The sequence below is a fragment of the Actinosynnema sp. CA-299493 genome, assembly GCF_050946825.1.
Taxonomy (GTDB): Bacteria; Actinomycetota; Actinomycetes; order Mycobacteriales; family Pseudonocardiaceae; genus Actinosynnema.
This window is the reverse complement of the sequence record NZ_CP191993.1, coordinates 2,833,309-2,856,738: the sequence shown is the minus strand read 5'-3', so window position 1 is coordinate 2,856,738 and position 23,430 is coordinate 2,833,309. Positions and strand designations below refer to the sequence as shown.

Genomic DNA, 23,430 nt, shown 5'->3' with positions numbered 1-23,430 from the left:
CCCGAGTGGGCCCCGAGTGGGCCCCGAGTGGGCCGATCGCTCCGGACGGCCACCGTCGGCGGCCACACCTCGCCGGCAGCGCCGGCGTGACCATGCGGATGCGCGTTGAGGCCGTTCAGGGTCGACGTGATCCGCCACCGTTACCGTCGTCACCCGTTAGTGACACTCTCTGCGACATTCGGTAGCGGTTGCGTCGGGAAAACGTGACGAGCCTCACCCATTGATGCCCATGCCTTGCTTCCTTAAAACACGAACGGTTACGTTTTCGGCCGCAGATCACGGTTCCATCACCGAAGGGACACGGGCCCGACATCCCCCGATACGGCCCACGTCCACCTGGATCCCCCGCCAGGTCCGGTGACGGAGTTCCCCGACCGCAGGAGGCTGCACCCTTGGCTCGGCACGTCCGTCACAAGAACAAACGTGGGCAGACCACGTTCCAGGTACCCCCGCCGCCGCCCGGCTACAAGGGCGCGCACCGGGCAGAGGCCGAGCGGGTCCTCCCGCGACGCATCGCCAGTGTCGCGGTGGCCGTCGGCATCGTCTCCGGCGCCGGGGCCGCGGCCCACGCGATGACCGGGACGTTCAGCCCGGTGGCCGGTGGCGCGGACCTCGGCGGCGTGCCGGACGAGACGGTGCGCACCGGCAAGGTCGACACGGTGCACGCCGTCGACCTCGGCTCGGAGACCGCCCGGATCATCCGCCAGGAGCAGCTGACCGCGCTGCACACGTTCAACCAGGCCAGCGGCATCGCGCAGGACGGTTACGCGGCGCGCAAGGCGGCCGAGGAGAAGGCGGCGCAGGAGGCCCGCGACGCCGAAGAGGCCCGCAAGCCGCCGAAGCAGCGCCAGGTCGAGGGGTGGATCCGCGAGGCGATCGGCGTCCTGGCCGCCAACGGCACCGCGATCGACGAGAGCAGCGTCGACGAGATCTACACGATCATCATCAAGGAGTCCAACGGCAACCCCAACGCCGTCAACACCTGGGACTCCAACGCCATGCGCGGCACACCGTCCAAGGGCCTGATGCAGTGCATCGACCCGACGTTCCAGACGTACAAGCTGGCCGGTCACGACGACATCTACGCGCCGGTCGACAACATCATCGCGGGCGTCCGCTACACCTACGCGCGCTACGGCGGCTTCGGCAACCACCCCGGCCTCGTCGGCATCAACGCCGGCACCGGCTACGTCGGCTACTGACCGGGAGCGCTCCCGGACGGTGCTGAGCGCGCCTCACGGGCACGGCGAACGCCGACAGCGCCGCCGTGCCCGTGGTCGCCGCCGCGACCGCGCCTCAGCCCAGGCGGAAGTCCGCCACCCGGATCGGCGACGGCGTGGTGCCGCTGGAGCGCTGCTGGTACTGGACCGACAGCACGCCGTCCGCGGCCAGCCTGGACGTGTCGACGTTGACCTCCCCGAACGCGTTCATCGACGGCCGGTCGAAGACCAACGCCCAGTCGGTCCACCCACTGGCCCTGCTCGCCGACACGATCCGGCCGCGCGGCATCACCAGGTAGGCGTTGTCGGCCCGGTCGAAGACGAGCTTCGTCCGCTGGGTGCTGCCCGGCGGCACGGGCACCTCGCGCTTGGTCCACGTGCCGCTCGGGTCGCGCACGACGTGGAACGTCCGGCCGTACTGTGTGCGCTGCTGCGCGTAGTTCGAGACGCACTGGGTGAACCGGCCCGGCACGTAGCTGATCACCACGTGGGGCGCGCCCGTCGAGTCCGCGCCCTGGCCCTCCTGGTTCATCAGGCCGTGGTTCGGGTCCAGCGGGTCCGCGACCAGCCCCGGCGAGCCGACCGACACCCGCGTGCCGCCGGTGGTCCCGACGACCGAGCCCGCCGCGTTGCGCCACGTCCGACCGCGGTCGTCGCTGTAGACGTAGCCGGTGTCGTGGTTGGTGAGGCCGCCGGAATGGCACAGCACGCCCGAGTTGCCCTCGCGCCAGGTGAACGCCGCGTGCAGCCGACCGCGCCGGTCGTAGGTCAGGCCGTGCAGGTACATGTTGCGGGTCGTGGACACGACGCCGTTCGGACCCCGGTAGTCGCCGGTGGCGGAGGACCACCCGCCCAACCTCCGCCACGCGCCGCCGGTGTACTCGGCCAATTCGTTCACGCCGTTGCCCGACCTGCCGGTGCGGAAGCTGAACTGCAAGGCGCCCTCGGGCGTGACGACGAACTGCGGGTACGTCATGTTGCCGAGCTCGACACCGCCCAGCGTCCGCTGCACGGCGCCGAACACCGAAGGCGACCAGGGGTGCGAACCGGGCTGCGACGCCAGTCCCGCGACCGACTTCGAGTAGTGCAGCCGCGTGTCGTGGGTGTCCATCGCGACGTGCAGGGTGCCGTCCTGCGGTGAGATGCCCAGCGAGATCACGTTGTGCGAGTCGTTGACGCTCAACTGGTGCGGCAGCACCGCCTTCTCCCAGCTGCCGCCCAACGCCCGCCGCGCGATCACGGCGTTGCGGCCGGCCGTGTACCAGGCCGCGTACTGGTGGCCGTTGTAGGTGATCAGGGCGTCCTGGAACGCGTTGTTGTTGACCAGGCCGTCGTAGGACACGAAGTACAGCGCCGACTGGTCGAGCAGCGTGTCGGACAGCAGGGTGACGCCCGGCGCGGCGTTCGCGACACCGGGTTGGACCAGGGACGCGGCCAGCACGACGGCTGCCGCGAGTGGTGCCTTCCTCATCGAAGACCTCGGGGATCGGTTGTCGGGTCGACGGCGGACCACGACTCTCGCACAGGGGTGAAACGTTTCATAGCCTGCTTCTGCCGGTTCGGCTGAACGAATGATCGCCGGCTGGTCCGCGCGGCACGTTCACCGCGAGGGTGGAGTCCGGCGACCTCTCCCGGTGAGCGCGCACGAGCCGCCGATGGTGCATTCGGGTGGCGGAACACCCTTCCAAAAGACGCTGACCGCACCGTGACGGGTGGCTAGCGTCGAGGCGTTGGGGGCATCGTCGCCTTCCGGTCCACCGCCACCGCGGGTCTGCGACGTCCCCGGACCGCGCGACCCATCGCGCGCGCCGAATCCGGGAGGTATGCGTGTTCAGACCACGAAAGCGCGGTCAAGCCCTGGGAGCCGCCGTCCTGGCGCTGGGGCTCGTCGCCGCACCGGCCACGGGGGTGGCCGGCGCGGAACCGGCGGTCGCGGGGGTCGTCGGCGCGGAGCAGGCGGTCGCGCCGAGAGCCGCCGGCCCGGCCACGCCCGCGACCGGCGACCGGCCCCGGACCGTCACCCTCGTCACCGGTGACCGGGTCACCGTGACCGGAGACGCGGTCGGGTCGTTCCAGCCCGGTCCCGGCCGCGACAAGGTCACCTTCCACTCGACCCACCGGGACGGTCGGCTCACCGTCGTCCCCGAGGACGCGGTGAGGGGCGTCGCCACCGGCAAGCTCGACCCGCGGCTGTTCGACGTGACGGGCCTGGTCGAAGCCGGCTACGACGACGCCCGCAGCGACGACGTGCCGCTCATCGTCACCGGCACGCCGACCACCGGCCTGCGCTCCGCCCGCGCGCTGCCCGGCGCCGTGGCCACCCGGGCGCCCAAGGCCGACGCCGGCGCGGTGTTCCGCGACCTGCTCGCCGACCCCGGCGTGACCAGGGTGTGGCTCGACGCGGTGCTCCGCCCGTCCCTCGACCGCTCCACCGCCCAGATCGGCGCGCCCACCGCGTGGCAGGCCGGCCTGACCGGCAAGGGCGTGCGGGTCGCCGTGCTCGACGGCGGCGTCGACGGCGCGCACCCCGACCTCAAGGGCAAGGAGGTCGCCGAGCGCAACTTCACCGACGACCCCGACACCACCGACGTCACCGGGCACGGCACGCACGTCGCCGCCACCATCGCGAGCGGCGACCGGACCTACCGGGGCGTCGCCCCCGACGCGCGGATCCTCGACGGCAAGGTCTGCGGCGCCAACGGGTGCCCCGAGTCGGCGATCCTGGCCGGCGTGCAGTGGGCCGTCGACGAGGGCGCGGACATCGTCAACCTCAGCCTCGGCGGCTACGACTCGCCCGGCGTCGACCCGCTCGAAGCCGCGATCAACCAGTTGACCGAGCAGACCGGCACGCTGTTCGTCGTCGCCGCGGGCAACGGCGGGCGGTCCCGGTCGATCGACTCGCCGGGCAGCGCCGACGCCGCGCTCACCGTGGGCGCGGTCCGGCACGACGACGACCTCGCGCACTTCTCCAGCCGCGGCCCGCGCAACGGCGACGACGCGGTGAAGCCCGACCTCACCGCGCCCGGCCTGAACATCGTCGCCGCCAAGGCCGCCGAGGGCGTCCTCGGCACGCCCGTCGGCAGGCGGCACGCGGCCCTGTCCGGCACCTCGATGGCCACGCCGCACGTCGCGGGCGCGGCGGCCCTGCTGGCCCAGCAGCACCCCGACTGGACCGGCGCCCAGCTCAAGGCCGTCCTCATGGCCTCGGCCAAGCCGAACCCCGGGCTGTCCGTGTTCGACCAGGGCACCGGCCGGGTGGACCTGCCGCGCGCGATCACCGCGAACGTCGGCGCGACACCGGTGAGCGTCACGTTCGAGAAGCAGCTGTGGCCGCACCACGACGACACGCCGGTCACCAAGACCGTCACCTACCGCAACAGCGGCGCCGAGCCCGTCACGTTCGACCTCACCGCCGAGCTCCGCGGCCCCGGAGGCGCCGCCGCGCCCGCCGGTCTGCTCACCGTGACCCCGGCGAAGGTCACCGTGCCCGCCGGCGGCACGACCGCCGTGGCCGTCACCGCGGACACCAGGGTCGGCGCGCTCGACGGCGTCTTCGCCGGCGCGCTGGTCGGCGGGCCCACGCGCGTCCCGGTCAGCCTCGCCCGCGAGGTCGAGAGCTACGACATCGCGATCGAGAACATCGACACCGACGGCAACCCGGCCCTGGACAACTCGACCGCGCTCGTCGGCATGGACAACGACGTCTACGAGAACCTGTACGGCCCGGACGGCACCGCGACCGCGCGCGTGCCCAAGGGCCAGTACACGGCGCGCGCGGTCATCCGCGCGTGGCCCAAGACCACGGTGCTCGCCCGGCCGGTCCTGACCGTCGACGCCGACCACACCCGCTACACCTTCGACGCCCGCGTGGCCCGGCCGGTGCGGGTCACCGCGCCGGACCCCGCCGCGGTGCCGATGATCGGCGACATCAACGTCTCCCGGCTCCTCAACGGCAGGCGCGTCGTGCTCAACACGGCGTTCATCGGCGGCTTCGGCGACATGGGGCTCGGCCACGTCGGGCCGACCCTGACCGACGAGGAGCTGACCGTCTCGATCGGCGCGCAGTTCCAGAGCCCGCCGGTCGACGGCACGCCGACGCACCACCGGTTCCGCTGGATGGCGCAGGGCGCGGTGCCCACCGGCTACACCCGCGCGCCGACCAGGGCCGAACTGGCCGAGGTGCGGACCACGTTCGCGCCCGGCCCGGCCGACCGCCAGTACCTGCACAGCGGCAACGCCAGCCCGCCGGACGGCTCGGGCGGCTGGTCCGTCGGCCTGCCCGTGCCCTCGGGCGGCGCGGTGGTCGACCTGATCACGCCCGACCGGCTCACCTGGAGCTGGGGCTTCCAGCGGCTGTCGCCCCAGTACCGGACCGAGGCCGACTACTCCTCGTTCAACCGCACCTACCGGCTGGGCGGGAAGCACGAGGAGCGGTTCGGGCACCCGGTGCTCGGGCCCGGCCTGTCCGGCTACTCGGCCACCTACCTCGGCGTGCACGAGGACCGCGTCACGGCCCAGGTCCCGCTGATCAACGACCGCGCCGGCAACCTCGGTCGGGGCAGCCACGAGTCGGCGCGCACCTCGGTGTACCGGGACGGGCGGCTGGTCGGCCGGATCCGCGACCAGTGGGGCGAGTTCACCGTGCCGGAGGGCGAGGGCCGCTACCGGGTGGAGCACGACGTCGTCCGCGATCCGGTGGCGAACGAGCTGAGCACGCGGGTCAGCGGCGCGTGGACGTTCCGGATGGCGACCCTGCCCGACGGCCAGGGCCGCCGGCTGCCCCTGTCGGTGGTGCGGTTCAACCCGGAGCTCGACGCCGCGGGCAGCGCGCCCGCGGGCCGGCTGGTGAGCGTGCCGCTCGTCGTGGAGCAGCAGGACGGCGCGGACAACGGCGAGGTGCGCCAGGTCCGGGTCGACGTGTCGTTCGACGACGGCAGGAGCTGGCGGCGGGCGCCGGTCGCGGGCGGGGTCGCCCTGGTGCGGCATCCCGACGCGTCCGGTCACGTCTCGCTGAAGGCGTCCGGCGCCGACAGCGACGGCAACACGTTCGAGCACACCGTGATCCGCGCCTACAAGATCACCCGCAGGTAGTGCCCGCGGCGGTGCCCCGGGCCGGTCGAGCACCGACCCGGGGCACCGGCCACGCCGCCCGCGTGCGACCGGGTGGCCGAGCTGCGGGTGTCATCCCCAGACGGGGAGCCACGCCTGCCAGCGGTCCTCCTCGCACGAGTTCACCCGGCTGAACGACCCCGCGACCTCGACGCCGAACAGCAGGCCGGACACCTTGGCGCGCTGGGGGCCGAACACGCGGTCGTAGCAGTTCGCGGTCGGCGGTGGCGGCTTGATGGCCCCCGGCGACGTGCGGATCGCCTCGCACGCCGCCTTGGCCCGCGGGTGCGTGCCGCCGTCCGGGTCGCAGGTGAGGCGGTACTCCCGGGCGACCGGCCCGAGCGGGTCGTACACGGAGATGACGAGGTCGGTGGTCGGCGCCGCGGCCGCGGTGGGGGTGAGCACGGCCCCGAGGGCGGCCGTGACGGCCAGCGCCGGGAGCAAGCCGCGGGCGAAGCTGGTGACGGACACGGTGGTCTCCTCCTGCTGATCGGCGTTGATCAAGGGGAACCGGGACGCGGCGGCGGTCGTCCCGCACCAGTAAACCACCAGTCCACTGTGGACGATCAGGTCGCGGGGTGGCGGCCGAGCACGTCGGCCGCGTGCACCGCCTCCAGCGACAGCGTCTTGTACCCGACCTGCTCGAACAGCACGGTCAGCCGGTCGGCCTCGCTCTGGACCACCGTGCCGGCGCCCCACTCGCGGTGGTGCACGCGCGACTGGGCCGGGTACTCGGGGTTGGCCGACACGCCGGTGCCCGCCTCGCCCCGCGCGCACGTGTCGCAGTTGCCGCACGCCCGCTCCAGCACCTCGCCGAAGTACCCCAGCAGGTGCTGCCGCCGGCACGCCCTGGTCTCCGCGTACGCCCGCAGCACCTCGATCCGCGACCGGTCCAGGCGTTGCAGCCGGTGCGCCTCCTCCGCCGCCAGGTCGGCCGCCCGCGCCGGCTCCTCCACCAGCCGGAACCGCGACTTGGCCACCTCCACCGCGCCGACCCGCTCCAGCAGGTTCACCCCGGAGGTGACCCGGTGGCGGGACTGCCCGCTCTCGCGCGCCAGCTCGGTGATCCGCAGCCCGGGGTGCTCGCCCACGAACGCCGCGAGCCCGGCCAGCGCGTCCCGGTCGACGTGCCGCGACCGCAGGAACCGCTGCAACCCCAGGTCCTGCGACCGGTAGAACAGCACCGCCTCGGCCGGCTCGCCGTCGCGTCCCGCCCGGCCGATCTCCTGGTAGTAGGCGTCCAGCGAGCCGGGCGCGGACGCGTGCGCGACGAACCGCACGTCCGGCTTGTCGATGCCCATGCCGAACGCCGAGGTCGCCACCACCACGTCCACCCGGCCGCGCATGAACGCGTCCTGCACGCGTTCCCGTTCGGCGGCCTTCATGCCGGCGTGGAACGGCTCGGCGCCCACCCCCTTGGCGGTCAGCTCGTCCGCGTACCGGTCCGCGTCCTTGCGCGTGGCCACGTAGACCAGCCCGGGTTTCGGCGCCTCCCGCACCCAGTCGAGCACCGCCCGCCGCTTGTCGTCGTCCTCGACGAACGCGCGCACCCCCAGCGACAGGTTGGGCCGGTCGAACCCGACCGCCACCACGACCGGGTCACGCAACCCCAGGTGGGCGATCACGTCCTCGCGCACGGTCGTGCCCGCCGTGGCGGTGAGCGCGAGCACGGGCGGCCGGCCGAGCCGCTCCACCGCCGAGCCCAGCCGCAGGTAGTCGGGCCGGAAGTCGTGGCCCCAGGCGGAGACGCAGTGCGCCTCGTCCACGACGACCAGCGCGGGCTCGCCCACCCGGTCCAGCACGTCGGGCTTGGCCAGCTGCTCGGGCGAGACGAACAGGTACCGCACCTCGCCGCGCCCGACGGCCGCCCACGTGGCGTCGTTGTCCACTTCGGACTGCGCGGAGTTCACCAGGGCGGCGGTCGGCGCGCCGGCGTCGCGCAACGCCGCCACCTGGTCGCGCTGCAACGCGATCAACGGCGACACCACGACGACCAGGCCGTCCAGCAGCACACCGGGCACCTGGTAGATCGCCGACTTGCCCGCGCCGGTGGGCAGCACGACGAACACGTCCCGCCCCGCCAGCACCTGCTCCATGGCGTCGATCTGCTCGTCACGCAGCTCCGCCCACCCGAACACGTCCTCGGCGGCCCGGCGCAAGCGCTCGCGCACGCCGCTCACCGGCCCACCCGTTCCCGCGAGAGGAGGAGGCCCACCACGACCAGCACCGCGCCCAGCGCGAGGAACCCGAGGTCGTAGGCCAGTTCGTGCGGGCCGCCGCGGACGTGGTGGACACCCAGGACCAGGTGGTCGACCACGCCTTCCACGAGGTTGAACACACCCCAACCGGCCAGCACACCGCCCCACAGCACCCGGCGCGGCAGCGTGCCCGCGCGGTTGAGCAGCGCCACGCCGACCACCACGAGCACCAGGCACAGCAGGTGGAACAGCCCGTCCCCGACCATGTTCCGGTGCGGGTCGTCCGGGTACCAGCCGGACAGCATGTGGTGCCAGCCCAGGAGTTGGTGGATGACGATGCCGTCCACGAACCCGCCGACACCGAGGCCGAGCACCAGCGCCGCTCGCGCTCCTCTCGTCATGGCCGTGGAGTTGCCCGCCCGGGAGCGATCAAACTCGGCGGCGACCACCCTCTCGCACGGAGTCGACCAGAGCGGTGACGGCCGGGTGCCACTCGCGGCCGGGCGGTCCGCCCACCACCAGCCGGCGCACCACCCTCGGCCGCAGCGGCACCAGCGCCAGGCCCGGCAGGAGCATCGACGCCACCAGGCCCGGCACGATCGAGATGCCGACGCCGGCCCGCACCATCGCCAGCAACGTGCCCAGCTCGCGCACCCGGTGCAGCGGGTCGAACGGCAGGCCCGCGTGCACCTGCCGCACGTGCCGCTCGCACCCGCCGCACGACAGCAGGAACGGGTCATCGGCCAGGTCCGCCACGTCGACCTCGCCCACCCCGGCCAGCGGGTGGTCGGTGCGCAGCAAGGCGTGGAACGCGTCCTCGCCCACCGGCACGCCGACACCGGGCGGCGGGTCCACCGCCACCGCCATCTCCACCGTGCCGTTGGCCAGCCACTCGGCGACCTCGTCGTCCTCGCCCTCGAACACGCGCACCCGCACGTGCGGGAACTCCGCCGCCCACCGGGCCATCAGGTCCGGCAGCAGCCCCTGGCACACGGTCGGTGGCGCGGCCAGCCTGATCGTGCCCCTGGCCGCGCCACCGTGCCGCGCGGCCAGATCCGTGATCGCCACCGACGCGGCGACGGCGGCCCGGGCGTGCGCCACGACCTCCGCGCCGAACGCCGTCGGTCGCGGCTTGCCGCGCCGGACCAGCACCGGGTGGCCGAGGGTGCGTTCGAGCGCGGTGACGGCGTGCGACACGGCGGACTGCGTGAGGCCCAACGCGTCGGCGGCCGTGCCGAAACCGCCCTCGTCCACCACGGCGAGGAACGCGCGGAGCTGCGGGAGGTTCAGTGCCATGAACAACTCTCATGAGTAGGTCGGTGCCACTTGTTGGACTCATCCTCGTAGGTGCGGCGGTCCTCGCCCGGTGCAGACGTCCGGGAAGTTCGTGCTGCTGTCCGCGATCTGGGGCGGCAGCTTCGCGTTGGTCAAGGTGGCGGTGGACGCGGGCGTGCCGCCGGTGTGGGTGGCGTTGTCCCGCTGCCTGTTCGGCGCGCTCACGCTGGGGGCGATCTGCCTGGCGCGGGGTGCGGCCGTGCCGCTGGACCGGCGCACGTGCTGAACCTCGACGTGATCCGGGCGGCCGGGCCGGCGGTGGCATCGACCGTCACCTACGTCACGCCGTTGTGGTCGACGGCGGTCGGCGCGGTGCTGCTCGGCGAGCACGTGGGGTGGAACGCGCCGGCGGGTGGCGTGGTGGTGATCGCCGGCGTGCTGCCGGCCCGGTCGCGGGCAGATGTGAGGATCAGGTCGTGTAGTCCCGGTCCGACCAGGAAATCCCGGTTTGTCGAATTATTGCGTGACACTGCTCACTTCTTGCATGCTGATGCCGTCCCTCCAACGAAGGAGCGTGCGGTGCCCCTGTCACGCAGGACATTCCTCGGGTCGGCACTGGCCGCCTCGGCACTGGCCACCACGGCGTCCCCGGCGGGCGCGGCGAGCCCGCCGGGCGACGTGGTCGGCAAGATCACCGTCGGCTACCAGGGCTGGTTCGCGGCCCGGGGCGACAACTCGCCGATCAACGGCTGGTGGCACTGGAGCGACAACTGGGGCCAACCGCCGTCGCCGACGAACCACGCGCTCATGTCGTGGCCGGACATGACCGACTACGCGAACAAGTACCCGACGGCGTTCGGGACCCTCGGCGACGGCCGACCGGCGACCGTCTTCTCCAACCACGACTACCAGACCGTGGACGTGCACTTCCGCTGGATGCGCGAGTACGGCTGCGACACCGCGGCCCTCCAGCGGTTCAACCCGACCGGCGGCGAGGGCCCGATCCGCGACGCCGTCACCGCCCACGTCCGGCGGGCCGCCGAGGCGCACGGCGTGAAGTTCTACCTCATGTACGACGTCACGAACTGGACGGCCATGCAGTCGGAGATCAAGGCCGACTGGACGGACAAGATGCGCGCGCACACCGCGTCACCGATGTACGCGCGGCAGAACGGCAAGCCGGTCGTGTGCCTCTGGGGCTTCGGCTTCAACGACCCGGGCCGCCCGTTCACCCCGCAGCAGTGCCAGGACGTGATCGACTGGTTCAAGGGCCAGGGCGTGTACCTGATCGGCGGCGTGCCGACGCACTGGCGGCGCGAGATCGAGGACTCGCGGCCCGGTTTCGCCCAGGTCTACCGCAGCTTCGACATGATCTCGCCGTGGATGGTCGGCCGGATCGGCAGCGTCGCCGACGCCGACAACTTCCACGCGAACGTGAACTCGCCGGACGTGGCCGAGTGCGCGCGACTGGGCATCGACTACCAGCCGTGCGTGCTGCCCGGCGACCTGTCCCGGCGGCACCGGGCGCACGGCGACTTCATGTGGCGGCAGTTCTACAACATGTGCCGCCTCGGCGTGCAGGGCATCTACATCTCGATGTTCGACGAGTACAACGAGGCCAACCAGATCGCCAAGACGCCGGAGACGCAGGCGGGCATCCCCGTCGGGTCGGGTTTCCTGGCGCTGGACGAGGACGGCACGCGCTGCTCGTCCGACTACTACCTGCGCCTCACCGGCGACGGCGGCCGGATGCTGAAGGGGCAGCTCGCGTTGACGGCGGTCCGCCCGACGAAGCCGGTGCTCTCCGACCCGCCGGTCGAGCGCGACCTGGCGGCGGGCAGGCCCACCACCCAGAGCAGCCAGACCCAGCACTACGGCAGCCACTTCGCGGTGGACGCCGACCCGAACACCTATTGGGAGAGCGCGAACGGCGCGTTCCCGCAGTGGATCGGGGTCGACCTGGGCACGGTGGCCGCGCCGCGCCGGGTGGTGCTGAGCCTGCCGCCGAACCCGGCGTGGGGCCGCCGCACGCAGACCATCGCGGTGGAGGCGGGCGTGGACGGCTCGGCGTTCACCACGGTGGTCGGCGCGACCGGGCACGTGTTCGACCCCGCCACCGGCAACACCGTCACCGTCACCCTGCCCGCCGGGCTCGCCGCCCGACACCTGCGGCTGCGGTTCAGCGGGAACACGGGCTGGCCGGCCGGGCAGCTGGCCCGGTGGCAGGTCATCGGCTGACCCCACCGGCTGACCTCTGCCGGCCGACCTCGCGCCCTGGGAGCGCTCCCACGGTAGGCTCCGGCGCATGGTGAGCGTGTGGGTGACGGGGTCGGCGGACGGCATCGGTCGGGAGACGGCGACGACGCTGGTCGCGCAGGGGCACCGGGTGGTGCTGCACGCGCGCGACGAGGCGCGGGCCGGGCAGGCGCTGGCCGCCGTGCCGGGCGCGGCCGGCGTGCTGGTCGGCGACCTCGCCTCCCTGGCCCGGACCAGGGAGCTGGCGGCGGCGGCCGAGCCCTTCGACGTGGTGGTCCACAACGCGGGGCTCGGCGGCGGACTGCCCGAGCGGACCGTCACCGAGGACGGCCTGGAGCTGTTGTTCCAGGTCAACGTGCTGGCGCCGTACCTGCTCACGGCCTTGATGCCCCGGCCGCGGCGGTTGGTCTACCTGACGTCCGGGCTGGAGGCGCAGGGCGTGGCGGACCTCGACGACCTCCAGCACGAGCGCGGCCCGTGGCACGGCATGCAGGCGTACTCGGACTCGAAGCTGCTGGACGTGGCGCTGGCGTTCGCGGTGGCCCGCCGGTGGCCGGACGTGCTCAGCAACGCGGTCGACCCCGGCTGGATCAGGACCAAGCTGGGCGGCCCGAACGCCACCGACGACCTGCCGACGGGCGCGGACACCCAGGTGTGGCTCGCCACGAGCGATGAGCCCGCCGCCACCGTCACCGGCCGCTACTTCAAGTGGCGCGAGGACCTGCGCGCCAACCCCGCCGCATACGACGTGGAGATCCAGGAACGCCTGCTCGACGCGTGCGCGGAGATCACCGGAGTCAAGCTGACGTGATCACCCGCCAGGCGAACGGCACCGCCACGAGCAGCGCGGCGATCGCCCGGTAGGGCGGTCGCCGCACCGCCGTGAAGCGCATGACGACGTGGTTGAACCCGATGACGACGGGCAGGAAGAACAGCCACGTCACCACGACGAGGGCCACGATCGGCGCGAAGCCGTCGTCGACCAGGGCCGGGTCGTACGGCACCCAGCCCCACTCCTGCACGACCGCCGTGCCGAGCAGCCACAGCGAGAGCACCGGGTAGTAGCCGGCCAGGCCGAGGGCGAGGTTCATCGGCACGCCGATCACCCACGCCGCCCACGCGGGTCCGACAGGGCGTGCGACGGCCGGCCTGGTCATGTGGTCCTTCCTCGCGTCCTGCGGAAAAGGACGCGTCGCCGCCGAGTCGGGTTGCCTACGATCCCGGTCGTGCCACCGTCCCCCGGACCTCCGCGCGCGGTGCTGTCCGCGTTCGGCGTCACGGCCGAGCCCGTCGTGCTGCCCGGCGGCCGGGGCGGGACGTGGCGCGCCGGCGGGCTGGTGCTCAAGCCGGTCGACTTCGAGCCCGAGACGCGGTGGCGGTCCGACGTGCTCGCCGCGCTGCCGCCGGCGGACGGGTTCCGGGTCGCGCCTCCCGTGCGGTCCGCGTCCGGCGACTGGGTGGTCGACGGGTGGGAGGCGTGCCGGTTCGTGCCGGGCGAGCCGGACGTCGGCCGGCCGGACGACGTGCTGCGGGCCGGGATCGCGTTCCACGCCGCCGTGCGCGACGTGCCCCGACCCGCGTACCTCGACCTCCGCGACGACCCGTGGTCGGTCGGCGACCGGGTCGCGTGGGAGGAGTCGCCGGTGGACGTCGGCCCCACCGCGCTCGGGCTCCTGGAGCCCCTGGTCGCGGTCCGGCGCCCGGTGGACCTGCCGGCCCAGGTCGTGCACGGCGACCTGACGGGCAACGTGCTGTTCGCCGCCGGCCTGCCGCCCGCGGTGATCGACTGGCCGCCGTACTGGCGGCCCGCGTCGTGGGCGGCGGCGGTCGTGGCGGTGGACTGCCTGTGCCGGCACGGCGCGCCGCCGGAGCTGCTCGACCGCTGGTCGCACCTGCCGGCGTGGGACCAGGTGGTGCTCCGGGCGTTGATCTACCGGATCGTCACCCTGGACCGGGCCTCCGGTGACCGGCCGGCGGACCAGGTGCGCGCCCACCGGCCCGTGGTCGACCTGGTGGTCGGCCGGCTCAGCGGGCCAGGGTCTCCTCGGTGACCTGCCACAACCGGGTGGCCGCCGCCGGGTCGAGCGCGTAGGCCGCGACACCGCGGACCAGGGTGTCGCCCTGGTTCGGCAGGGCCTCGCCGCAGTCCTCGAAGTACCGGCCGCCGACGCCCTCCAGCAGCGGTGACGTCGCCAGCAGCACCGACGTGGCCGCGCCCTGCTCCGGCGTCTTCAGCCGGAAGCCGTCGGCCTCGGCCTGGCTGATCATCGCGTCCATCTGCCCGGGGTCGGCGTGCCGCTGGAGGTTGGTCATGATCCCGCCGGGCATCACGGCGTTCACCGTGATGCCGTCGGCCGCCCAGCGCTTGGTCGCCTCCACGGCGAGCAGGACGTTCGCGGTCTTCGACTGCGCGTACGCCGTCCACGGGTCGTAGGGGCGGTCGGTGTAGTGGATGTCGTCGAAGACGACCGGCGACATGAGGTGCGCGCTGGAGCTGACGGACACCACCCGTGCGCCCTCCAGGGCCAGGAACCGGTGCAGGCCCCTGGTCAGCGCGAAGTGGCCCAGGTGGTTGGTGGCGAACTGGAGTTCCCAGCCCTCCGGCGTGCGGGTCTCCGGCGCGGCCATCACGCCCGCGTTGTTCACCAGGACGTGCAGCGGGCCGTCCCAGCCGGCCGCGAACGCCGCCACCGACGCCTGGTCGGCCAGGTCGAGCCGGGCGACCCGGACGTCGCCGCCGATCTCGTCGGCCACCCGCCGCCCGGCCCCGGTGTCGCGGACCGCCAGCGTGACCTCGGCGCCGGCGGAGGCCAACGCCCGGGCGGTCTCGACGCCGATGCCGGACGCGCCACCGGTGACCACCGCGCGCTTGCCGGTCAGGTCGACACCCGCCACGACCTGCGCCGCGGTGGACTCCGCGCCGAACGGCGTGGTGATGTGCTCGGTCATGCGTGCTCCCTGTCGTACACTGAAGCGGAGGTTCCTCCGTTACGTTCGACAGTAACCGGAGACTCCTCCGCTTAGCATTGAGAGCCGCGTCACACCGTCAAGGAGGCACCGTGTCCCGCCCACTGCGCGCGGACGCCCAGCGCAACCGCGACCGCTTGATCGAGACGGCGCTGGACGCGTTCACCAACGAGGGCGCGGACGCCACGCTGGACGCGATCGCCAAGCGCGCGGGCGTCGGCATCGGCACGCTCTACCGCCACTTCCCCACCCGTGAGGCGCTGGTGGAGGCGGTCTACCGCAACGAGCTGGCCAAGCTGTGCGACGCCGTGCCGCAGTTGCTGGCCGAACTGCCGCCCTTCGACGCGACCAGGGCGTGGATGGACCGGTTCACGGACTACATGGCCGCGAAACGCGGTCTGGCGGACGCGCTGAGCACGGTGATCGCGGGCGGTGGCGACCCGTACGGGGAGAGCTTGGCGCGGCTCGTGGAGGCCGCGGCCCTCCTGCTCGCAGCCGTCGACCGCACGGACGTGGTGCCCCTGGACCTGCTGGCCACCCTCGGCGGGATCGCGATGGCGGCGGGCGAGATCGGCCCGCGGCCCGGCACGCTCGACCTCGTGATGGACGGCCTGCGCTACCGGCCGTGAGTGGGCAGCGCGTCCCCGGCCCGCGGCGTGCCGACCAGTTGCCGGCTCAGGTCGCCGCGCAACGTGGACACCGCGTCGAGCACGTAGTTCTGCCGCACCCGCCACGGACCGCGGTCGCCCTGGCGCGGGAACGCGTCGACGGCGCGCTGGACGTAGCCGGAGGCGAGGTCGAGCAGCGGGCGGCGGGCCAGCGGGCGGTCCGGCGCGGGGACGACGGACGCGTAGCCGTGCCGGTCCATGTGGGTGATCACCCGGCACACCAGGCGTGAGGTCAGGTCGGCGCGCAACGTCCACGACGCGTTCGTGTAGCCGACGCACAGCGCGAAGTTCGGCAGGCCCGTGATCATCGCGCCGCGCCAGATGAACTGCTCGGACAGCGCCACCGCTCGTCCGTCCACGCTCGGCGCGATCCCGCCGAGCGCGAGCAGCCGCAGGCCGGTGGCCGTGACGACGACGTCGGCGCGCAGCTCGCGGCCGGACCGGAGCCGCACGCCGTCCGGGGTGAACGTGTCGACGTGATCGGTGACGACCGACGCGCGGCCGCGCTTGAGCGCCTTGAACAGGTCCGCGTCCGGAACCGCGCAGAGCCGCTGGTCCCAGGGGTCGTAGGTGGGCGTGAAGTGCTCGCGGATCGCGGCCTCGTCTTCGAGCACCTTGGTCGAGAGCCCGATGAGCACCTTGCGCGCGACCTTCGGCCAGCGGCGGCAGAACTGGTAGAAGGCGAGGCTGAACAGGATGTTCTTGGTCCGGATCAGGCGGTGCGCGGCGTTGGTGGGCAGCAGGTCGCGGACCTTGTCGGCGAACTTGTCGCGGCCGGGCACCACGCCCATCCACGTCGGCGAGCGCTGGAGCATCGTGACGTGCTCGGCGGTCCGCGCCATGGACGGCACCAACGTCACCGCCGTCGCCCCGCTGCCGATCACCACCACCCGCTTGCCCGCGTAGTCGAGGTCGTCGGGCCAGAACTGCGGTCGCACGAGCTCGCCGCGGAAGGACTCGACGCCGGGGAAGGTCGGGTCGTGACCCCGGTCGTAGTCGTAGTAGCCGGTGCAGGAGTAGAGGAAGTCGCAGGTGATCACGCTGTCCGTGACGGCGCCGTGCTCGTCGCGGCGACTGATCGTCAGCGTCCAGCGGGCGGTCTCGGTGGAGAAGTCGGCGGCGACCACCCTGGTCCGGTGGCGCACCAGCCGGTCGATGCCGAACTGCGCGGCCGTGGCCCGGATGTAGGCGAGGATCGACGAGCCGTCCGCGATCGACGGCGCCTCGCGCCAGGGCTTGAACGGGTAGCCGAGGGTGAACATGTCCGAGTCGGAGCGGACGCCCGGGTACCGGAAGAGGTCCCACGTCCCGCCGATCGTGTCGCGGGCTTCGAGGATCGCGACGGATTTGCCGGGACACTCGGTGCGCAACCGGTAGGCCGCGCCGACACCGGACAGTCCGGCTCCCACGATCACGACGTCGAGGTGCTCGGGAGTGGTCATCCCACAAGTGTGTCGGATGATCACTCCCAGCCTCCTACCCGCTCGCCGTGCTGCGGATGCCGCCGAGGTCCTGCGCCGAGCCACCCGCCGCGCAGGCCCCAGCCGGAGGCGCGTCGGGTGCGCGCCGGGCCAGACTGGTGGGGATGGTGGGGTCCCGTGAGCGTCGCCGAGGAGGCAGCATGTCCCAGCTCTCGCGTTTCCGGTTCGCAGGTGGCACGGCGGTGGTGACGGGCGCGGCCAGTGGGATCGGGGAGCACCTGGCGTACGGGCTGGCACGGCGCGGCAGCGGGCTGGTGCTGGTCGACCGTGATGCCGAGCGGCTCGCGGCGGTGGCGGGGCGGGTTCGGGGGGTGCGGGTGCGGACCTACGTCGCGGACCTGGCCGAGGTCGCCCGGCTGGAAGGGCTCGCGGCGCGGGTGGTGGCCGAGAATCCCGGGATCAGCCTGCTGGTCAACAACGCGGGTGTGGCGCTGGGTGGGACGTTCGACCAGGTGAACGCCGAGGAGTTCGACTGGGTCATGGACGTCAACTTCCGGGCCCCGGTCGCGTTGACCCGACTGCTGCTGCCGACGTTGCTGGCCTCGCCCGGCAGCCACGTGGTCAACGTGTCGAGCCTGTTCGGGCTCATCGGACCACCCGGCCAGACGGCGTACTCGGCCAGCAAGTTCGCCCTGCGCGGGTTCAGCGAGTCGTTGCGCCACGAGCTGGCCGACCGGGGCGTCGGCGTGACCTGCGTCCACCCGGGCGGCATCCGCACCCGGATCGCGGAGACCGCGCGGGTGGCGTCGGGGGTCGACGAGGTCGAGGCGGCCCAGGGCAAGGAGAGCTTCGTGAAGCTGTTGACGTACCCGGCGGACAAGGCCGCCGAGCGCATCCTTACCGGCGTGGCGAAGCGCAAGGGCCGGGTGTTGATCGCGTGGACGGCCGTCGTGCCGGACATCCTCGCCCGCCTCTTCCCCACCTCCTACCTGGCCGTGATGAACCGCCTCAGCCCGGCCACCACCCGCAACGCGGCTCAGCGCAACACGACCTCCACGGGCAACTGAGTCACCTGGTCGAGCGACGTGATCACCGGCGTCACGCGGTAGGCGTCGGTGTCGAAGGCCGCCCGCAGGTCGGCGTGGGGGTCCTGCATCAGCGCGGCCAGCTCGTCGGCCGCCGCGACCTCCTCTTCGGACAGTTCCGGCTCGTCGCTCAGCCCGCCCCACAGGTCCCAGAGGATCATCTCGTGCTTGTTCATCGACGCGAGGTCCTGCACGAGGTCGTGCCGCACCTGGGTCAGGCCGCGCGTGCCCGGGATGGTCAGCTCGGGCGAGACCACGAACCGCTCGGGGTCGACCGCACCCGAACGGCACGCCCGCCAGGCGTCCGCGCCCACCAGGAACCGGTCCCTCGGCACGTCCATCAGGTCGACCTCGCCGTCCAGGAACTGCGGGTCGACCAGCCGCCACCGCCGCCCGTCCCACACCTCCGCCACCACGTGGTCCATGTACCAGTCGGGGGCGAGGTACCCGGCGAACCCGACCCGCGACCTCGCCGGGACGCCGTGGTGTCGCGCCATCGACACGAACAGCAGCGTGAAGTCGCGGCAACAGCCCACGATCCGCTCGGTCGGCGCACGCTCCTCCCCCAGCGCGGGGTTGAGCTCGTGCAGCCGGGCGAACATGTCCGCCGCGTACCGGAGGTCGACCTCCGCCAGCCGCTCCGCCGGGAACCCGTGGTCGGTGATGTCCCCGTTGCCCCAGTAGTGGAACACCAGTCCGGCCGCGGCCCGCCGCAGCTCCGCCAGGCCCGGTCCGACGCCGTCCAGCCACCCGGCCACCGGACCGGGATCGGTGAACCGGCTGTGCGTGGTGTAGTCGATCATGTGGTCTCCCCTCGACCTGTGTGCCACCCTGTCTACCGCCCGCCCCAAGGGCACGGTCAAGTGGCGACGTCGGCCGACGACCGACGTGTGCTCCGTCAAGCGGATCTTCCGAGATGTGCGGTCACCGGACCCGCGATCCCGCGTAGAAATCAGACATGGCGGAACGGCACAACGAGATCACCGGCGGGCACTTCACCGGTCCGGTCGTGCAGACGGGCAGCATCGACCACCTGACCGTCCGGTTCGGGGCCGCGCCGCCGGAGGAGGTCCCGCCGTTGACCTCGTGGTCGGACCGCCCGGCGCTGACCCCGGCGCTGCGGGACCTGCTGGAGGCGCAACGCCGGGCGACGGAGTCGCTGCCGTACAAGCTGCTCGGCGTGAAGCAGCCGGAGCTGACGCAGGTCTACGTGCAGCAGACCATGCGCCCGCAGGTCCTCGACCGGTCCCTCGAACCCGAGCGCAAGCTCTCTGCCGAGTCGACCGAACGCACCTTGACCATCGCCGGCGCGCTGGACCGCAACGGGCACCTGATGATCACCGGGGAGCCGGGCAGCGGCAAGTCCACCGTCGGCTACCTGTACGTGCAGCAGGTCTCGGAGTTCTGGCTCAGCGGGAGCGACGGCCCGCCGCCTCTCTCCGAGCCGGTGCTGCCGCTGCGGGTGCCGGCACGGGCCCTGGCCCAGCACAAGACGTGGGCCGACCTGCTCGCTGCGGGCGCGGAGGACGCGTTGGGCAGGTTGCTCGGCGAACGCCCGCCGGCCGCGCTGCTCGCCCGTCGCGCCCTGGGCACCCGGTGGCTGGTGTTCATCGACGGCCTGGACGAGATCATCGAACCGGACACCAGGGCGCAGGTCATCGACGCGATTGCGCATCAGGTCCGCCGGGGTTCGGACCACCGGCTGGTGATCACCACCCGACCGCTGCCCGGTGACGAGCTCAAGCCCCTGGAACTGGCGGGCGTCGACAGCTACGTCATCCAGCCGTTCGGCCGGGTCGAGCTGGAGGAGTTTGCGCGGGCCTGGTTCCGGGCGCAGACGCCGATCACCGCGATGAGCTCGGCGGAGGCGTTCATCCGGCAGGTGCGCGACGGCCGGCTGCGAGAGCTGGTGCGCAACCCGCTGCTGGCCACGATCGCGGCCATCGCCAAGACCCTCGAACCGGACCGCCCGCTGCCCAACAGCCGGGTCGACCTCTACGGCCGGTTCATGGAGTACCTGTTGGACGACGGGGCGAGCCGGCGCAACACCATCGCCGAACTGCGCCGCTCGGTGCGCGACCACCCGGAGCGGCACGCGTTCATCGAGTGGGTGCACCAGCACCGGACCGGGATCGTGGAGCAGCTCGCGACCCACCGGTTGGAGACCGGGTCGCCGCTGTTCGAGGCCGCGTGCGCGTGGGTGGAGGAGAACCGCTCGGCCCTGCCCGACCTGTGGCGGGACGACCTGCGCGCGCTCTTGGCCGGGACCGGTGTTCTCGTCCACGCCGACGACGACCTCCGGTTCCGGCACCACTCGTTCGCCGAGTTCCTGGCCGCTCGCCAGCGGGCCGGTGAGATCCCGGCGGACTTCCCGGACCTCGACGAGTGGATCGAACGCGGTCTGACCGTCGCCAAGCGGGCGTTCGCGTTGTTCACCTTCGTCCTGTGGGGTCGGGACAAGCGTGATCTCGGTCGGGTGCTGTCCGTGCTGCTCGCAGGCGCCAAACCTGAGGTGCTGCTGGCGGGCCGGTTGCTCGCGGAGGGGATCGCGGTCGAGCAGGCGCTGACCGCCGCCGTCGTGGACCGGCTGCTGGAGCTGGTCCCCGCCAACGGTGTCCTGCCCGACCCGTGGGACGACGTCGAGGAAGTGGGCACCGTGCTGGTGTCGCTTCCACCTGAGGCGGTGCCCCCGCCCGTGACAGCCCGGCTGCGCGCCTGGCGTGACCGCGCGGAACTCGCCGAGGCGGTGCGCGTCGAGTCCGCCGTCGCGCTCGGCCAGCTCGACGACCCGGCGGCGGCTGCCCGCTGGTTGGAGGAGTTCGCCGACCACGCCGGTCCCGCCGGGGTCAAGCGCGGTGTCGAGGCGCTGAAAGATTTGGTCCCGGACGGCGCCGAACGCGCGGAACGCCTCCTGCTCCGGCTCGCCGCATCCGCCGAGGGCGACCACTCCCGGGCGCTGGCAATCATCTCGACCATGCTGGACGCCAGGATGATCGACGCCGCCGGTCCGCTGATCCGAAGGCTGGTCCACCGGCTGCGGACCGACCCGACGGTCGACAGTCGAGCCACGCGCCTTGGGTCACCGATCACGGACGTGGCGGGCGCGCCCTCGGTCGGTTGGGGGGCGCTGGCGAAGCTCGCCGCACAGGCCAAGTGTCATGACGAGGCGCTGTGGGCCGCAGAACGGGTGTTGGGCGCGGAGGCTCCGACCGTGGAGGAGTTCGGCGACGCGGTCTCAGCGGTGCTGTCAGCGGTCGACGCCGAGGGCGTACCTATCGCGATGGCTGCCGTGGCTGGGAAGTCGGGCGAGTACTTGGTCAAGGCGGCACACGCCCTTCAGGAAGCGCTGCACCACGGCGCCGCAGTCGAGTTGGCTCGGAGGGTGTTGACGGAATCGTATACAACCAACAACGACTTCCGCGAGGCCGCGCGCGTCCTCGCGGACTGCGACGCCGTGCCCGAACTGCTGCGGCTTGTCGAAGCGAACCCGCAGTCGAGCGTCCGTCACAACGCACAGCTCATGATGGCTTTGGCGCACAGGAAAAATCTGCCGGTCACTCGCGAGTTCGCCCGGTCGGTGTTGGCCGATCCCGCCGCCAACCGCTGGAGCTTCGGCGCGGCCGCGCGCACGTTGTTCGACCCCGAGGATCCGATGACCGCGACCGAGATCTACGCCGTGGCCCGCACGCGCGGCCCCGAGCACCGGGCCGCGGCGATCACCGTGTTCGGTGCCGTCGACCACGTCGAGTACCAGCGGAAGCTGCTCGAAAGCCTGCTCGACGGCACCACGCAGCCCAGCTTGCTGGCGGAGGTCGCGGCAAACCTGGTCGAAGATCCGAGATCCGAACTCGCGGACGAGGTGCTGACCGTCGCGGCGGCGAGGCTCCTCGATTGCGACGGCTACAACCAGTCCCAGATCGTCGGGGCGCTCATTGACAGCCGACGCAAAGACGAAGCCCTTGCCGCGGCCCGGCTCTCAACCCTAGCCAACCTGTCGGAGACGGTTTGGCTGAAGTTCCTCGTCCCGGAGTGGATCCGGGCTGGCGGCGCCGCCAGTGCCGACGTGATAGTGGCCGAGGTACTGGCGCGCGACGTCCCGGCCGTCCGCCGCGTGGAGGTGGCGGACGGGCTGGCCAAGGAGGGGTTGCTGCGAGCCGCGATCACCGTGTGGCTGGATGTCGTCCGCCATCACGGCGAGGCCATCGATCAGGGCGTCCTGGCGGCGTCACGCCTGATCCGGTGTGGGCACCGGGACGATGTCCACATGGTGCTCGACCGCGCGCTGGACGAACAACGGACGGAGCCCGCCCGCGACCGGTTGCGAGCGTTGCGGGCGTGGGCGGCGGTGTGAGCGGTCAGGTGGTGGTGAACAGGACGTAGCCGTAGCTCAACTCCCGGCGACCGGGGTTGGCGCGGACCCAACCGTCCACCACGTCGGCCGGGAACTCGATGCGCAGCACGGCTTCCAGCTCCGCCGCGTCACGGCACCGCCACGACGCCATCACCTCGGTGCGCTCGACGCCCCGTTCCCGCCACCACGCGTCGGTCGTGTCGGCGGTCCCCTGCGCGGACGCCCACGGTGAGGCGGCGAGCAGCTCGGCGAACTCACCGCGCCGCCAGTCGTTGTCGATCACGACCAGCGCGCCGCCGGGCCGCAGCACGCGCCGCACCTCGGCGAGACCCGGCTCGCAGTCCGGCGGGAAGAAGTAGGCGAACCGGGCGTGCGCCACGTCCACGCTCGCGTCGGGCAACGGGATGTGCTCCGCCGAACCGTGCCGCACGTCACCCCGCTCCCGCGCCCGGAGCAGCAGGTCCGGGTCTGGTTCGACGCCGATCACCTCGTCCGCGTCGGCCGCGTAGCGCGGCAGCCAGAACCCCGTGCCGCAGCCGAGGTCGAGCACCGTGCGCCCGGCCCAGTCGGACCGCTCCCGCAGCGCACGCCACAGCCGTCCGTCGGGGTCGATCGCCTCGTTCTCCCGCTCGTAGACGTCGGGGTGGTCGGCGATGTTGGGCGCGCGGTGGAAGTCGGGGAACGTCACGACGCACACCGTAGACATCGACACCGTGCTTCCACTCAGGAATCGAGGAGCCGCGCGCGTGCGGCGGTGTGACACGCGCGACGATCCCGTCCGGACGCGACATCCACAGGTTCTCTCAGGAAGCACCCGGACCTGCGACTTGCCCGCTCACGTGGATTAAGGCAAGCAGCCCAATGGAAATGGTCCACGTAT

At 72.6% G+C, this 23,430-nt stretch carries 20 protein-coding genes; 9 read left to right on the top strand and 11 right to left on the bottom strand.

Translation table 11 applies throughout. The features are described from left to right. Positions 1-392: 392 nt before the first annotated feature. On the top strand, positions 393-1,202 hold the full coding sequence (locus tag ACQPYE_RS13495; RefSeq protein WP_498721464.1) for a transglycosylase SLT domain-containing protein: 810 nt from the start codon (positions 393-395) through the stop codon (positions 1,200-1,202). Positions 1,203-1,296: 94 nt separating this feature from the next. On the opposite strand, the gene ACQPYE_RS13490 is transcribed toward ACQPYE_RS13495, so the two are convergent. Continuing rightward, entirely contained in the window at positions 1,297-2,691 is a 1,395-nt protein-coding gene (locus ACQPYE_RS13490) for a BNR repeat-containing protein (RefSeq protein ID WP_498721463.1), read from the bottom strand. A gap of 356 nt (positions 2,692-3,047) precedes the next feature. Here ACQPYE_RS13490 and ACQPYE_RS13485 point away from each other — a divergent pair, with 356 nt between their 5' ends. Further along, positions 3,048-6,311: a S8 family serine peptidase gene (locus ACQPYE_RS13485; protein ID WP_498721462.1), complete on the top strand. Its 3,264-nt coding sequence runs from the start codon at positions 3,048-3,050 to the stop codon at positions 6,309-6,311. A gap of 90 nt (positions 6,312-6,401) precedes the next feature. On the opposite strand, the gene ACQPYE_RS13480 is transcribed toward ACQPYE_RS13485, so the two are convergent. The 4 genes from ACQPYE_RS13480 to ACQPYE_RS13465 all read right to left on the bottom strand — a co-directional run bounded on the left by ACQPYE_RS13480 (position 6,402) and on the right by ACQPYE_RS13465 (position 9,823). Beyond that, the gene (locus tag ACQPYE_RS13480) at positions 6,402-6,800 is read right to left on the bottom strand and encodes an SSI family serine proteinase inhibitor (protein WP_498721461.1); all 399 of its coding nucleotides are present in this window, start codon (positions 6,798-6,800) and stop codon (positions 6,402-6,404) included. A gap of 95 nt (positions 6,801-6,895) precedes the next feature. Then, positions 6,896-8,509 carry a RecQ family ATP-dependent DNA helicase gene (locus ACQPYE_RS13475; protein WP_498721460.1) on the bottom strand — a complete coding sequence of 538 codons (1,614 nt, stop codon included), beginning with the start codon at positions 8,507-8,509 and terminating at the stop codon, positions 6,896-6,898. Next, positions 8,506-8,928 carry a DUF2243 domain-containing protein gene (locus ACQPYE_RS13470; protein WP_498721459.1) on the bottom strand — a complete coding sequence of 141 codons (423 nt, stop codon included), beginning with the start codon at positions 8,926-8,928 and terminating at the stop codon, positions 8,506-8,508. The genes ACQPYE_RS13475 and ACQPYE_RS13470 overlap by 4 nt, the downstream gene beginning before the upstream one ends. Before the next feature lie 28 nt (positions 8,929-8,956). Continuing rightward, positions 8,957-9,823 (bottom strand): LysR family transcriptional regulator, encoded by an 867-nt coding sequence (locus tag ACQPYE_RS13465; RefSeq protein WP_498721457.1) that lies wholly within the window; start codon positions 9,821-9,823, stop codon positions 8,957-8,959. Positions 9,824-9,893: 70 nt separating this feature from the next. On the opposite strand from ACQPYE_RS13465, the gene ACQPYE_RS13460 reads away from it, so the two are divergent. Beyond that, on the top strand, positions 9,894-10,088 hold the full coding sequence (locus tag ACQPYE_RS13460) for a hypothetical protein (protein ID WP_498721456.1): 195 nt from the start codon (positions 9,894-9,896) through the stop codon (positions 10,086-10,088). Between the two features lie 49 nt (positions 10,089-10,137). Here ACQPYE_RS13460 and ACQPYE_RS13455 read toward each other — a convergent pair whose 3' ends face one another. Then, positions 10,138-10,332 carry a hypothetical protein gene (locus ACQPYE_RS13455; RefSeq protein ID WP_498721455.1) on the bottom strand — a complete coding sequence of 65 codons (195 nt, stop codon included), beginning with the start codon at positions 10,330-10,332 and terminating at the stop codon, positions 10,138-10,140. A 49-nt stretch (positions 10,333-10,381) separates the two neighbouring features. Between ACQPYE_RS13455 and ACQPYE_RS13450 the strand changes: the two genes are divergently transcribed. Together ACQPYE_RS13450 and ACQPYE_RS13445 are read left to right on the top strand one after the other, a co-directional pair. Continuing rightward, positions 10,382-12,040, top strand: coding sequence for a glycoside hydrolase family 99 protein (locus ACQPYE_RS13450; protein ID WP_498721453.1), 1,659 nt, complete (start codon positions 10,382-10,384; stop codon positions 12,038-12,040). Positions 12,041-12,107: 67 nt separating this feature from the next. Next, positions 12,108-12,869: an SDR family NAD(P)-dependent oxidoreductase gene (locus ACQPYE_RS13445; protein ID WP_498721452.1), complete on the top strand. Its 762-nt coding sequence runs from the start codon at positions 12,108-12,110 to the stop codon at positions 12,867-12,869. On the opposite strand, the gene ACQPYE_RS13440 is transcribed toward ACQPYE_RS13445, so the two are convergent. Next, positions 12,856-13,215, bottom strand: a complete 360-nt coding sequence (locus tag ACQPYE_RS13440; RefSeq protein WP_498721450.1) for a hypothetical protein — start codon at positions 13,213-13,215, stop codon at positions 12,856-12,858. The genes ACQPYE_RS13445 and ACQPYE_RS13440 overlap by 14 nt on opposite strands. 69 nt (positions 13,216-13,284) lie before the next feature. On the opposite strand from ACQPYE_RS13440, the gene ACQPYE_RS13435 reads away from it, so the two are divergent. Then, positions 13,285-14,109, top strand: a complete 825-nt coding sequence (locus ACQPYE_RS13435) for a TIGR02569 family protein (protein ID WP_498721449.1) — start codon at positions 13,285-13,287, stop codon at positions 14,107-14,109. On the opposite strand, the gene ACQPYE_RS13430 is transcribed toward ACQPYE_RS13435, so the two are convergent. Next, positions 14,084-15,007 carry an SDR family NAD(P)-dependent oxidoreductase gene (locus ACQPYE_RS13430; protein ID WP_498721448.1) on the bottom strand — a complete coding sequence of 308 codons (924 nt, stop codon included), beginning with the start codon at positions 15,005-15,007 and terminating at the stop codon, positions 14,084-14,086. The genes ACQPYE_RS13435 and ACQPYE_RS13430 overlap by 26 nt on opposite strands. 110 nt (positions 15,008-15,117) lie before the next feature. Here ACQPYE_RS13430 and ACQPYE_RS13425 point away from each other — a divergent pair, with 110 nt between their 5' ends. Beyond that, a complete protein-coding gene (locus ACQPYE_RS13425; protein WP_498721447.1) occupies positions 15,118-15,654 on the top strand; it encodes a TetR/AcrR family transcriptional regulator in 537 nt (178 codons plus the stop codon). Here the strand turns inward: ACQPYE_RS13425 and ACQPYE_RS13420 are convergent. Further along, positions 15,642-17,135, bottom strand: a complete 1,494-nt coding sequence (locus tag ACQPYE_RS13420; RefSeq protein WP_498722900.1) for a flavin-containing monooxygenase — start codon at positions 17,133-17,135, stop codon at positions 15,642-15,644. The genes ACQPYE_RS13425 and ACQPYE_RS13420 overlap by 13 nt on opposite strands. A gap of 221 nt (positions 17,136-17,356) precedes the next feature. On the opposite strand from ACQPYE_RS13420, the gene ACQPYE_RS13415 reads away from it, so the two are divergent. Next, a complete protein-coding gene (locus ACQPYE_RS13415) occupies positions 17,357-18,181 on the top strand; it encodes an SDR family NAD(P)-dependent oxidoreductase (protein ID WP_498721446.1) in 825 nt (274 codons plus the stop codon). Here ACQPYE_RS13415 and ACQPYE_RS13410 read toward each other — a convergent pair. Beyond that, complete coding sequence (locus ACQPYE_RS13410; protein WP_498721445.1) at positions 18,151-19,002, bottom strand: transglutaminase-like domain-containing protein; 852 nt, start codon at positions 19,000-19,002, stop codon at positions 18,151-18,153. The two genes, ACQPYE_RS13415 and ACQPYE_RS13410, sit on opposite strands and share 31 nt — an antisense overlap. Positions 19,003-19,157: 155 nt before the next feature. Between ACQPYE_RS13410 and ACQPYE_RS13405 the strand changes: the two genes are divergently transcribed. Next, a complete protein-coding gene (locus ACQPYE_RS13405; protein WP_498721444.1) occupies positions 19,158-22,550 on the top strand; it encodes an NACHT domain-containing protein in 3,393 nt (1,130 codons plus the stop codon). A 4-nt stretch (positions 22,551-22,554) separates the two neighbouring features. Here ACQPYE_RS13405 and ACQPYE_RS13400 read toward each other — a convergent pair whose 3' ends face one another. After that, on the bottom strand, positions 22,555-23,238 hold the full coding sequence (locus ACQPYE_RS13400; RefSeq protein WP_498721443.1) for a class I SAM-dependent methyltransferase: 684 nt from the start codon (positions 23,236-23,238) through the stop codon (positions 22,555-22,557). Between the last annotated feature and the right edge of the window lie 192 nt (positions 23,239-23,430).